The sequence below is a fragment of the Bradyrhizobium sp. NBAIM03 genome, from assembly GCF_020194055.1.
In the GTDB taxonomy this organism is placed as follows: domain Bacteria; phylum Pseudomonadota; class Alphaproteobacteria; order Rhizobiales; family Xanthobacteraceae; genus Bradyrhizobium; species Bradyrhizobium yuanmingense.
On the sequence record NZ_JADYVS010000045.1, the window covers coordinates 19,138 to 30,264 of the forward strand.

Sequence of the window (11,127 nt, forward strand, 5' to 3'; positions counted from 1 at the left end):
GCGTGCGAAGCACGAGCTATGGTGCGCAATTGCGCACCTGAGAATCCATAACCACCATCGGGAGTATGGATTCCGGGCTCACGCTTCGCGTGCCCCGAAATGACAGGTGGAAAAGTCGCTACCGCTTCGACGGATTCATCATCGGCTTGCGCTGCGCCAGCGCGGCCACCGTCGCGGTGCCGATCGGACCCTGTTCGTCATAGAGCCAGCGTTCGCCGATCGCGACACCGTCGGTGGCGTGGTGGTTCACCACCTCGAAGCCGATCCACTCTGTCACGGGCAGGCGGTGCAGATAAATCGTGACATCGCTGTTGATGTAGCCGAGCCCCTGGTCGCCGGCATTGGCAAACGGGCTCGCAAAATCGGCGCCGGTGGCGACGCGGACGAACGGCGTCATCGGGGTGCCCGCGACGAGCTCACGCACCTCGCTCATCCACAATCTGCGCGGGCCGAGCGAGCCCATATGGCCGACGATCGGGCGTGTCGCCCATTTGCCGTTCATGCCGAGCCTGGGATCGGTCGGCTTGGGGATCTCGGCCGGCTTCGGTGCGTCCCAGTTCGGCGGCGACCAGACATTGCCATCGGGATTTTGCGTCTTGCGCAGCAGCTGGCACGAGGCGCGCGCCATGCTGACCCCGCCGGAAAAGAACTCCGCTTCCACCACGCGGATGCGCATGCCGTCGCGCACCAGCCGCGTCGTCACTTCGATCGGCTTGTCGATAGTCGGCAGCCGGAACATGTCGACCGTGAGCCGCGCCGGCACGAATTCGGGCCCGGAATGGCGCTCCTCGATGACGAAGCCGAGCAGGCCGACGATGACGCGTCCGTGCAGCGATTTCGGATCCCATGGACCGTTGGCGACTTCCGTCGGATGGAATGTACCACCGTCGCGGGTGAAGAAAGGCATGCTTGTCATGACGCGCGAGATTGCGGGAATGGGCGGGGAAATCAAGGGTGGTGAGAGCATGTGCCAGCCACAACACGAGTGTCATCGCCCGGCTTGACCGGGCGATCCAGTACTCCGCGGCAGTTGTGATTGAATCGATAGGCCGCGGCGTACTGGATCCCCGCCTTCGCGGGGAATGACTACGGTGAGCTAGGAAGCGGCGCGCCACTCCTTGCGCACACTCTCGTCGTGCTCGTTACTGATCGCAGCACCCTTCATCGCCTCAAACTCTTCGCGCGCCAGCAACTGGCCCAGCGCCCACACCGCCGCGCCGCGCACCAGCGGACTTGCGTCATCCAACAATCGCCGCGCCGCCTCGGCCAGCGCCACCTCGCCTGAGTTGCCGATCGCAATCAGCACATTGCGCACGAACCGGTCGCGGCCGATGCGCTTCACCGGCGATTTCGTGAACAGCGCACGGAATGCCGCGTCGTCCAGCCGTGCCAGCTCAGCGAGCGAGGGCGCGCGCAACTCGTCGCGCGCGGCGAGTTTTGCCTCACGCCCCTCTTGCGCAAACTTGTTCCAGGGGCAGGCGGCAAGGCAATCATCGCAGCCATAGATGCGGTTGCCGATGCTCTTGCGAAACTCGTGCGGGATCGGGCCCTTGTTCTCGATGGTCAGATACGAGATGCAGCGCCGCGCATCTAGCTTGTAGGGCGCTGGAAACGCCGCGGTCGGGCAGATGTCGAGGCAGGCTCGGCACGAGCCGCAATGATCGATCTCGGGTTCGTCGCGCGGCAGCTCCAGCGTGGTGTAGATAGCGCCGAGAAACAGCCACGAGCCGAACTCGCGCGAGACGAGATTGGTGTGCTTGCCCTGCCAGCCCAGATGCGCGGCCTGCGCCAGCGGCTTCTCCATCACTGCCGCGGTGTCGACGAACACCTTCACCTCGCTCGGCGCGGTCGCGACCAGCCAGCGCGCCAGCGCCTTCAGCCGCTTCTTGATGAGGTCGTGATAGTCGTCGCCTTGCGCATAGACCGAGATCGCCGCGCGCGCGCGCTGCTTCAGGATCGCGAGCGGATCGGAGTCGGGACCGTAATTGACGCCGAGCATGATCACGCTGCGCACATCGGCCCACAGCCCGCGCGGGTCGACGCGGCGCTCCGGCTGGTTCGCAAGCCAATCCATGTCGCCATGGCCGCCCGAGGCGATGAATTCGAGGAAGTATTGTCCGGCCGCATCGATCGAGCCCGGCGCGGTGACGCCGATGCAGTCGAAGCCGAGCGCGTGCGCTTCGCGCGCCAGCGCCGCCTTCAGTTCAGTCGGGTCGCAGCTCAGAAATCCAGGTCCACATAGGTCCGCGACGCCGGCACGCCGGCCAGCCATTCGCTGAGGAGCGGACGGAACGACGGGCGGGATTTCACCCGCGCGTACCACGCCTTTGCTGCGTCGTCCTCGCTCCATGGCACGTCGCCCAGATAGTCGATCGCCGAAAGGTGCGCCGCGGCGGCGAGATCCGCGTAGGTGAGCCGGTCGCCGGCGAGGAAGTTGCGGGTCTGCGCCAGCCAGCCGATATAGGCCAGATGATAGCGCACATTGGCCTTCGCTGCGCGCATCACGTCGGCCGAAGGCGGCCCGCCGCCGTTCTCCTCGCTCATGAAGCGCTTGTAGATGCGCTCGGTGACGAGTGGATGCGAGACTTCCTCGAAGAACTTTTCGTTGAACCAGGCCATCAGCCGGCGCACCTCGACACGCTCGGCAAGCGTCTCCGGCATCAGGCGCTTGGGGCCCATCCCGGCCCCATAGGCCTCATCGACATATTCGGCGATGATGGCCGCGCCCGGAATCGGCGGCTGCTCGTCGTCCACCAGCACGGGCGTGGTGCCGGCCGCATTGAGCAGCAGAAACGCCTCGCGCCGCTCCCAGCTGCGCTCCTCGATCAGCTTCAGGTCGAGCCCGTATTCACCCGCGATCAGGCGAATGAAGCGCGAATGCGGACAGAACGGATGATGAAACAGCGTAAACATGAAGCCTTTGACTATGTGATGGTGCTTAAGAATCCATCAATGTTTGTGCGGCGCCACACTAGTCCTTCAAAACCTCGAAGCAAGGGCGTGATTCGGCATTTTGCGATTGCGGCATGGGGTCGAATAGGCGAGAAGAGCCCCGCTTTTCCAGCCGAAATGGACCGTAAATATGTCAGACGCTATACGGGCAGTGATCCTCGGCATCATCGAGGGCGTGACCGAGTTCCTTCCCGTATCCTCGACCGGCCACCTCCTGATCGCCGAGCGCTTCTTTCATCTCGGAGAAGGCGCGTTCTGGGATTCGTTTACGGTTCTGATCCAGCTGGGCGCGATTCTCGCGATCGTGGGGCTGTACTTCCGCAAGCTGTGGGACGTCGTGATCGGCCTGTTCACGGGCGATGCCTATGCTCGCCGCTTCGTGATCGGCGTGCTGGTCGCATTCCTGCCCGCTGTCATCGTCGGCCTCGTCGCCGGTAAGTACATCAAGCTCCTGCTGTTCAATCCGTGGGTCATCTGCTTCACACTGATCGTCGGCGGCGCCGTCCTGCTCTGGGTCGACAAGCTCGAGCTCAAGCCGCGCGAGTATGATGCCACCAGATTTCCGCTCTTGATGTATCTCTATATCGGCATCGCGCAGTGCGTGGCCATGATCCCGGGCGTGTCGCGCTCCGGCGCCAGCATCGTCGCCGCGATGTTGCTCGGAGCCGACAAGCGCGCGGCGGCGGAATTCTCGTTCTTTCTGGCGATCCCCACCATGATCGGCGCGTTCGCCTACGACTTCTACAAGAGCCGCGCCGAGATGACGATGGACCACATCAACATCGTCGCGATCGGCTTCGTGGTGTCGTTCATCACCGCGATCATCGTGGTGAAGACGTTTTTGACCTATGTCACCCGGCACGGTTTCCTGCTGTTCGCCTGGTGGCGCGTCATCGTCGGCACCCTCGGCCTGATCGCGCTGGCGCTGGGACGGTAGGCCCTGTGTCCGTAGCCCGGATGGAGCGCAGCGCATCCCGGTCCGTCATCACTTGGGGCACGATCCCGGAATACGCTGCGCTCCATCCGGGCTACGCTTTCAACGCAATATAAGCTTTTGATCGGTACTCAGTTTCGCAATGCCGGGCGGCGCGCCCGGCGCAGGAGCTGAGCCATGACCCTCGTCAGCGGCTGGGGGCGCTTCCCGGTCGTCGATACCGAGATGCTGCGTCCGCGCGCGTTCGCGTCGGTAGCCGACGCCATCGTGTCCGGCACCGTGGCGCGCGGCAATGGCCGTGCCTATGGCGATGCCGCGATCGGGACCGTCAGGACCGTGACGATGACGGGCTTCGACCGCATCAGGTGGTTCGATCCGGCGACCGGCCGAATCCGCCTCGAGGCCGGCGTGCTGCTCTCGGACCTGATCGAGACCTTCGGCCCGCGCGGCTTCCTGCCCTTCGTGCTGCCCGGCACGCGTTTCGTGTCGATCGGCGGCGCCATCGCCGCCGATGTGCACGGCAAGAATCACCATTGCGAAGGCGGCTTCGGCCGCTATGTCGACAGCATCCTGCTGCGCACGGGCGAGGGCGAATTGATCGAAGCCTCGCGCGAGCAGAACTCCGACGCATTCTTTGCGACAATCGGCGGCATGGGCCTGACCGGGGTCATCCTCGAAGCGACCTTGCGGCTGCGCAAGGTCGAAACGGGATGGATCCGCGAGCGCGTGATCTCGGCATCCGATCTCGATGCCGCGATGCGCGCGCTCGATGCAGGCGATGCCGCAACTTATTCGGTGGCCTGGATCGATTGCGCCGCCCGCGGCAAGGATCTCGGCCGCTCGCTGATCTATCTCGGCGAGCACGCCGGCAAGGACGAGCTTCCTGCCGGCGCCGCGGCGTTTCCCGCCGGCAAGCATCCCGGTCTTGGCGTGCCCATCGATTTGCCCTCGATGACGCTGAACCGCTTCAGCATCCGCGTTTTCAACGAGCTGTATTATCGCATGGGCGCGCGCCGCGCCGGCGGCAGCCATGTGGTCTCGCTCTATCCCTATTTCTTTCCGCTCGACAGCATTGCCGACTGGAATCGCATCTACGGCAAGCGCGGCTTTCTGCAGCATCAATGCGTGATCCCGGAGAACGGCGCGCGGGACGTGGTCGGCGAGATTCTGGGTCGCGTCGCGCGGCGCGGCGATGCCTCCTTCCTCGCGGTGCTGAAGAAGCTCGGCGAGGGCGAGGGCATCCTGTCGTTTCCGCTGCCCGGCTACACGCTGGCGCTGGATTTCCCTGTGCGCGGCGACATCCTGAATTTTCTCGACGAGATCGACCGTCTCGTTGTCGCGGCCGGTGGCCGGCTCTATCTTGCCAAGGATGCGCGCCAGTCGCGCGAGACGCTCGAAGCCGGCTATCCCGCCTTGCCGCGCTTCAACGCGATCCGCAAAGCGCTCGACCCCGCCGGCAACATCCGCTCCAAGCTTTCACAACGTCTGTTCGATGAGGTCTAGGCCGTGACGTCGCGCAAGTCTGTACTGGTGCTGGGCGGCTCATCCGACATCGGCCGCGCCACGGCGCGCGCCTTTGCCAAAGCGGGATACGATGTGGGGCTCGCCGGCCGCGACGTCGGCGCGCTGGAGCCTGACGCCGCCGATCTTCGCGCGCGCTACAATGTCGTGGTCGGTGTTCACACATTCGACGTGCTCGACACCGCCTCGTTCGAGGGCTTCGTCGCCGGCCTGGCCGCGCTGCCCGATGTCGTCATCTCGATCGTCGGCCTGCTTGGTGTGCAAGAGAGCGCGCAGAGCGATCTCGCCCAGGCCACCGCGATCATGCGCTCCAACTACGAAGGTCCGGCGCTGATCCTCGGCCTGTTCGCGGAGAAGTTCTTGGGCCGCGGCAGCGGCACGCTGGTCGGCGTGTCCTCGGTCGCCGGCGATCGCGGCCGCGCCTCCAACTATGTCTATGGCTCGGCCAAGGCCGGCTTCTCCGCCTTCCTGTCCGGCCTGCGCGCCCGCGCCAGCCGTGGCGGCGTGCACGTCGTCACGGTCAAGCCCGGCTTCGTCCGCACCAGGATGACCGAAGGCATGAAGCTGATCGGCCCGCTCACCGTCGAAGCCCCCGTCGTCGGCGCTGCGATCCTTCGCGCCGTCGAGAGCAAGACCGACATCGTCTATGTCAGCGGCAGATGGCGTCTCGTGATGCTGATCATCAAGACGCTGCCGGAAGCGGTGTTCAAGAAGCTGAAGTTTTGAAAGTCGTGTAACAGGCCAGTCTTCGCTCCAGCGACAGTGCACCCCCTCGCCCCGTTCTTACGGAGAGAGGGTTGGGGTGAGGGGTCTCTCTCCGCACGAGCGGTCTTCGAGAGACCTGTACCCCTCACCCGGATTGCTGCGCAATCCGACCTCTCCCCGCAAGCGGGGCGAGGTAAAGAAGATCCCTCACACGCTCATGCGCTGGAACTGGCCCTGCGGGCGGAAGCGCCAGAGATATTGCGGGGCGATCGCTTCCAGCGAGTCGGCCTGGATGCCGAGGCCTTCCAGCGTCAGCCCGGCCGCCTTCGCCGCGTCCGACACGATATTGTCGCGCTCGAGCAGCGTGACCTGGTCCGGCGTCAGCTTGAACGCGCCCGGCGCGAATTGCAGGAAGTTGGCCTGGAAGCGGGCGAGGCCGAACGTCAGCGGCACCAGCATGCGCTTGCGGTCGGTGATTTCGAGGATCGCCTCGATGATCTCGCGCATGGTCAGCACTTCCGGCCCGCCGAGCTCGTAAGTGGCGCCCGCCTTGGCTTTGCCGTCGGCAGCATCCGCGATCGCGCTGGCGACGTCGCCGACATAGACCGGCTGCATCTTGGTCTCGCCGCCGATCAGGGGCAGCACGGGCGACATCCGGGCCAGCGCGGCAAAGCGGTTGGTGAACTGGTCCTCGGGGCCGAACATCACGGACGGGCGGAAGATCGTGGCGGAGGGAACCGCGGCCAGAACCGCGGCTTCGCCGGCTGCCTTGGCCTTGGCATAGCGTGAGGGCGACTGCGCATCGGCCCCGATCGCCGAGACATGCACCAGCGCGCTACCTGCGGCGGCCGCCGCCTTGGCGACGGTCTCGGCGCCCCTGGCCTGGACGGCGTCAAACGTCTGCCCGCCGCTCTCGGTGAGCACGCCGACCAGATTGATCACGACATGCGAATCACGCAGCGCCGCCTCAACCGAGGCCGGATAGCGCAGATTCGCCTGCACGGTGTGAACCTGCCCGACCCGGCCGAGCGGCTGCAGGTATCCGGCGAGTTCCGGCCGCCGCACCGCGACCCGAACCCGGTAATCCCGCTTGCACAGGGCGCGGACGACGCTGCGGCCCAAAAACCCAGATCCGCCGAAAACCGTGACCAGCGTGTCCAGATTCGATGCCATGGGAGCCATTCCTGAGGAAAAGAGTGCGTCTTGTCAGGCTTGTATCGGGCCGGTTTGCGATGCGCAATCGGCATCCCGACCCCGGCCTCACGCATGAATTGACAACGGCGTCACCGAACCGTAGTAACCGCCTCCGTGCCCCAAACGGCATGCCCAGGTGGTGGAATTGGTAGACGCGCTGGCTTCAGGTGCCAGTGGCTTAACGGCCGTGAAGGTTCGAGTCCTTTCCTGGGCACCATCCCTGCTCAAGCGATTGAAATCGCTCATCCGCAGGACATCGAGCTGCTGACCGGTCCGCGACACCGAAGCACGGCGCTCATGGCGCACCGAATGGCCGTCGTCGCCACGTCGGAAGGTGCCGGCAAGGCCGGTGACCCGAGCCCCCCTAGGAAGCCTCAGTGCTCGTTGACCGCAGCGCCCAGCTTGATCAGGCTCAGCGAGCGGTTCGCGGTCTCGCGCAGGCGGCAGTAGCTCGCGCCGCCCCGGTACATGCCGGGGTCGACGTTGTCGAAGACCGCGCAGAGGCGATCACGCGAGGCGGCGAAAACTTTCTGCGAGTCATTGACGGCCTTGATCGCGTCGGCGAACCCGCCGGCCTGAACCTTCTTCAGCGCCTCACTGGTTTTCTGCGTCCAGACGGCGAGTTCGCGCGCCGCGCAGGCCTTCCATCTGGCGACATCGTCATTCGCGCCCTCTGCCGCCTTGATGCAGGGGTCGGCGACGAGCCCGACGCAGGCACTGCCGAAACCGCCGGTTTTCTCCACCTTCTTCAGGCAGGCATCGATCACGGCAAGGTCGGCTGGCGCGGTGCTCTGGGCGGTGTCTTGGGCGAAAGCCATCGATGCCAGCGGGAGGCCTGCGGCGAGAATCGCGGCGGCAAGCTTGAATTTCACGGGAGATCTCCGTTCGGCGCATCGATGCAACCTTGGTCACCGGAGGCCCGGCGTGGGTTCACCCGAATGTGGAGCAGGAGCCGTTCCTCACACCACCTTCTTCCCGGTCCGCTCCGCCACCGCCTTCTGCACGTCATATCTGGAAACCATCTGGGCGGCTCCGCAACGACGACCGTGCATTTGACACGCCGGCAGACGCCCGGAGTGTCGCCATGATCCGCTCGATGTCGGCTGGGCGCCGAATACGGAGAGCCACGAGGAGCAGAAGCGCACTGGGCTGCTAGGCCGCGACGCGGCTAATCCGACGGCTTGACGCCGAGATCGCCCAGGATGCGGAGCATCACGTCGCTGTCGCGCTTGAAGATCCGATTCGTCGTTTCGAAATCGGCCGGCGATGACAGGATGAAGTTGTTCAGCATCTGCTGAACTTTCGGATCGGTTCCGGCTTGGATCAGCAGCGGCGAGAGGCGATCGACGATATCCCGCGGCGTGCCGGACGGCACCGCAAACGTGGTGAAGGGACGCAGATTGTAGAAGTCGCCGACGGCGCCTTGCTCGGTCATGGTCGGCGTGTCCGGATGGGGCGGCAGACGGGTGCCGACCACGCCGATCAGGTTGCCGGTGCCGGCCTGGATGACGGGCGCGGCTGCGGCATAGCTCCCGGCGGCGCCATCAAGCGTCTGTCCGGCGACGTCATTCCACATCGGCGCCTCGCCGCGATACTGGATGACCTGAACCTTGATGCCGTATTGCTTGGCGATCGTCTCGATCAGGACGTGCGGCGTCGAGCCCACGCCATAGGATCCCCAGTTCACGCTGCCGACTTTCTTGCAGTATTCGATGAACTCGCGCAGGTTGGTCGCGCCGGTCTTCTTCGCCGCCACGACCGGACCGCCAGCGCCGATGACCATCGTCAGATAGGTAAAATCATTTTCGGGATCGTAGGGCAGGTCTCTTACCGTGACGCGGTTCTGGATCAGCGACGACGAGATCGTGCACAGGATGGTGGTGCCGTCCGGATCGGCGCGTTTCGCTTCTGCCACGCCGATGACGCCGCCGGCGCCGCCCTTGTTCTCGACGATGACCGGCTTGCCCACCTGCCGCGCCAGGAAGTCGCCGAACGCGCGCGCGATGCCGTCGGTCTGGCCGCCCGGTGGATAGGGCACGATGATCCTGATCGATTTGGACGGCCACGCGGATTGCGCCTCGGTCCTTACAGCCGGCGCGCACAACGCGACGGCCGAACCCATCACGAATGTTCGTCGTGTCAGCTTTCTCATTTCCCGCCCTTGGTCTTGTTGTTTCTTGTCGAGTCGCGAGGACCGATCGGATAAAACTAGCGAAGAACGTCGCTGCGTGACGTGTGGCACTGTGTCCACCACAAAGCAGGTGACTTCCATCGCGCGGAAAACGAATTCGCACGGCGGTTTCCTGCGCTATTGGGAATTGCAGGGCGTGGTGATCGCTCGAGGGACGGCTGAAAACGACCTGCAAATACAGGCTCTTTCGGTGATGGCGATTCAATCCTTCCAGGGCACCATTTTGGGGTCCGGATCCGAATAGAGCGATCTCAGATCGGCAGGGATGGCAGGCGGCAATCGCCGCGTCACCGCGCGTGGGTCCTGTGGCGCTAGATCGGTCTTCTCGTGCCCCTCACACCACCCGCTTCCCCGTCCGCTCCGCCACCGCCTTCTGCACGAAATACATCATCACCAGCGTGATGATCGTCGTGGTCACGACGACGTAGCCGATCCGGTCGAAGTGGAGCAGCGCGCCGTCCGCGCCTTGCGCGATGATCGCGCCGGCGAGCATCGAGCCGAGCCCGCCGGAGAGTTGCTGCAGCGAGGCGCTGACCGCGCTGAACGAGCCGCGCTGGCTCGCATCGGGGATCGCCGACATCAGCGCCTGCGAGGGGATCATGCGCGAGAAGATGCCGACGAACATCAGCACGTTGACGATGATTGCGGTCGCGAGCGAGACGTGGCCGAGATGGGTGTAGATCAGCACCATGAGGACGGTCATGGCGCAGCCGAACACGAAGGTCGGATATTTGCCGAACGCGTCGCTGGCGCGGCCGACCAGCGGTCCCGTGACGATGCTGAACAGGCCGGAGACGAGATAGATCGTCGGCAGATGCGTGATGTCAATGCCGAGATTGTGCACGGTGTAGGCGCTGGAGAACGGCATCAGCATGTAGCCGCCGGTCGCCAGCAGCGTCGTGACGGCGAAGGCGAGCGTGTAGCGCGGCTCGCCGACCGTCGCGACCAGATGGCGGAACGGGTTTCTGTCCTGCTTCAGCTTCAGATGCGCGTCGACCGGCTCCATGGCAAAGGCGATGATGGCGATCGTCACGATCGACAGCACCACGATGGCGATGAAGCAGACATGCCAGCTCCAGTAATTGGCGAGAAACAGGCCGGCGGGAATGCCGAGCACCTGGCTGGCGGCGAACGCCGTCTGGATGATTCCCATCACGCGGCCGCGCATCTGCAACGAGAACAGGTCGGTGATGATGGCGAGCACGACCGCGCCGATCACGCCGCCGAACAATCCGGTCACGATCCGGCCGATCAGCAGCACATGGTAGTTCGGCGCCACCGCGCACAACAGCGTGCCGAGCGTGAAGCCGACATAGAAGAACAGCAGGAGGCGCTTGCGATCGAAACGATCGGCAAAGCCGGCGGCGAGGATGCCCGATAGTCCCGCACTGAACGCGTAGGCCGATACGGCAACGCCGAACTGCCCCGCCGTGATGCCGAGCGCGGGCATCAGGATAGCGCCGAGCGGCGACATGATGATGAAATCGAGGATGATCGTGAACTGCGTCAGCGCCAGCAGCGCGATGAGGAGCGCCTGGTAGCGCGAAAATCCGCGCGGACGCTGGTCGTCGATCGGCGCAGCGAGCGTTGGTTCGGTCATGGCACCTGATCCAGGGTGGGACCCCCGGGG

General features: G+C 64.8%; 11 protein-coding genes and 1 tRNA gene. 5 read left to right on the plus strand and 7 right to left on the minus strand.

Features of this window, described 5'->3' with window-relative positions:
• Nucleotides 1–118: 118 nt before the first annotated feature.
• From I6F21_RS36065 to I6F21_RS36075, 3 genes are all read right to left on the minus strand, one after another.
• Entirely contained in the window at nucleotides 119–916 is a 798-nt protein-coding gene (locus I6F21_RS36065) for an acyl-CoA thioesterase domain-containing protein (RefSeq protein WP_225184232.1), read from the minus strand.
• Nucleotides 917–1,096: 180 nt separating this feature from the next.
• Nucleotides 1,097–2,272, minus strand: coding sequence for a tRNA epoxyqueuosine(34) reductase QueG (queG, locus tag I6F21_RS36070; protein WP_036024385.1), 1,176 nt, complete (start codon nucleotides 2,270–2,272; stop codon nucleotides 1,097–1,099).
• A complete protein-coding gene (locus I6F21_RS36075; RefSeq protein ID WP_036024387.1) occupies nucleotides 2,221–2,913 on the minus strand; it encodes a glutathione S-transferase family protein in 693 nt (230 codons plus the stop codon). Before I6F21_RS36075 ends, queG begins: the two co-directional genes overlap by 52 nt.
• Before the next feature lie 169 nt (nucleotides 2,914–3,082).
• On the opposite strand from I6F21_RS36075, the gene I6F21_RS36080 reads away from it, so the two are divergent.
• The 3 genes from I6F21_RS36080 to I6F21_RS36090 all read left to right on the plus strand — a co-directional run bounded on the left by I6F21_RS36080 (nucleotide 3,083) and on the right by I6F21_RS36090 (nucleotide 6,133).
• Entirely contained in the window at nucleotides 3,083–3,889 is an 807-nt protein-coding gene (locus I6F21_RS36080; protein WP_036003355.1) for an undecaprenyl-diphosphate phosphatase, read from the plus strand.
• A gap of 174 nt (nucleotides 3,890–4,063) precedes the next feature.
• On the plus strand, nucleotides 4,064–5,389 hold the full coding sequence (locus tag I6F21_RS36085; RefSeq protein WP_225114671.1) for an FAD-binding oxidoreductase: 1,326 nt from the start codon (nucleotides 4,064–4,066) through the stop codon (nucleotides 5,387–5,389).
• Nucleotides 5,390–5,392: 3 nt separating this feature from the next.
• Nucleotides 5,393–6,133, plus strand: coding sequence for an SDR family oxidoreductase (locus I6F21_RS36090; RefSeq protein ID WP_225157672.1), 741 nt, complete (start codon nucleotides 5,393–5,395; stop codon nucleotides 6,131–6,133).
• 186 nt (nucleotides 6,134–6,319) lie between these two features.
• Here I6F21_RS36090 and I6F21_RS36095 read toward each other — a convergent pair whose 3' ends face one another.
• On the minus strand, nucleotides 6,320–7,285 hold the full coding sequence (locus I6F21_RS36095) for a complex I NDUFA9 subunit family protein (protein ID WP_225135169.1): 966 nt from the start codon (nucleotides 7,283–7,285) through the stop codon (nucleotides 6,320–6,322).
• Nucleotides 7,286–7,436: 151 nt separating this feature from the next.
• On the opposite strand from I6F21_RS36095, the gene I6F21_RS36100 reads away from it, so the two are divergent.
• Nucleotides 7,437–7,523, plus strand: a tRNA-Leu gene (locus tag I6F21_RS36100).
• A 157-nt stretch (nucleotides 7,524–7,680) separates the two neighbouring features.
• Here I6F21_RS36100 and I6F21_RS36105 read toward each other — a convergent pair.
• Both I6F21_RS36105 and I6F21_RS36110 read right to left on the minus strand, forming a co-directional pair.
• Nucleotides 7,681–8,178, minus strand: a complete 498-nt coding sequence (locus tag I6F21_RS36105) for a lysozyme inhibitor LprI family protein (RefSeq protein ID WP_057030568.1) — start codon at nucleotides 8,176–8,178, stop codon at nucleotides 7,681–7,683.
• A 296-nt stretch (nucleotides 8,179–8,474) separates the two neighbouring features.
• A complete protein-coding gene (locus I6F21_RS36110; RefSeq protein WP_193760605.1) occupies nucleotides 8,475–9,344 on the minus strand; it encodes a tripartite tricarboxylate transporter substrate binding protein in 870 nt (289 codons plus the stop codon).
• Nucleotide 9,345: 1 nt separating this feature from the next.
• On the opposite strand from I6F21_RS36110, the gene I6F21_RS36115 reads away from it, so the two are divergent.
• Nucleotides 9,346–9,741 (plus strand): hypothetical protein, encoded by a 396-nt coding sequence (locus tag I6F21_RS36115; protein ID WP_225184233.1) that lies wholly within the window; start codon nucleotides 9,346–9,348, stop codon nucleotides 9,739–9,741.
• 90 nt (nucleotides 9,742–9,831) lie between these two features.
• Here the strand turns inward: I6F21_RS36115 and I6F21_RS36120 are convergent, their stop codons facing one another.
• Nucleotides 9,832–11,097 (minus strand): MFS transporter, encoded by a 1,266-nt coding sequence (locus I6F21_RS36120; protein ID WP_225184234.1) that lies wholly within the window; start codon nucleotides 11,095–11,097, stop codon nucleotides 9,832–9,834.
• Between the last annotated feature and the right edge of the window lie 30 nt (nucleotides 11,098–11,127).

Bases quoted from the DNA above. Each gene is read 5' to 3' on its own strand.
- queG (WP_036024385.1), bottom strand. From the start codon at position 2,272: ATGGCTGGCCGGCGTGCCGGCGTCGCGGACCTATGTGGACCTGGATTT.
- I6F21_RS36065 (WP_225184232.1), bottom strand. From the start codon at position 916: ATGACAAGCATGCCTTTCTTCACCCGCGACGGTGGTACATTCCATCCG.
- I6F21_RS36095 (WP_225135169.1), bottom strand. From the start codon at position 7,285: ATGGCATCGAATCTGGACACGCTGGTCACGGTTTTCGGCGGATCTGGG.
- I6F21_RS36085 (WP_225114671.1), top strand. From the start codon at position 4,064: ATGACCCTCGTCAGCGGCTGGGGGCGCTTCCCGGTCGTCGATACCGAG.
- I6F21_RS36120 (WP_225184234.1), bottom strand. From the start codon at position 11,097: ATGACCGAACCAACGCTCGCTGCGCCGATCGACGACCAGCGTCCGCGC.
- I6F21_RS36080 (WP_036003355.1), top strand. From the start codon at position 3,083: ATGTCAGACGCTATACGGGCAGTGATCCTCGGCATCATCGAGGGCGTG.
- I6F21_RS36115 (WP_225184233.1), top strand. From the start codon at position 9,346: ATGATCCTGATCGATTTGGACGGCCACGCGGATTGCGCCTCGGTCCTT.
- I6F21_RS36075 (WP_036024387.1), bottom strand. From the start codon at position 2,913: ATGTTTACGCTGTTTCATCATCCGTTCTGTCCGCATTCGCGCTTCATT.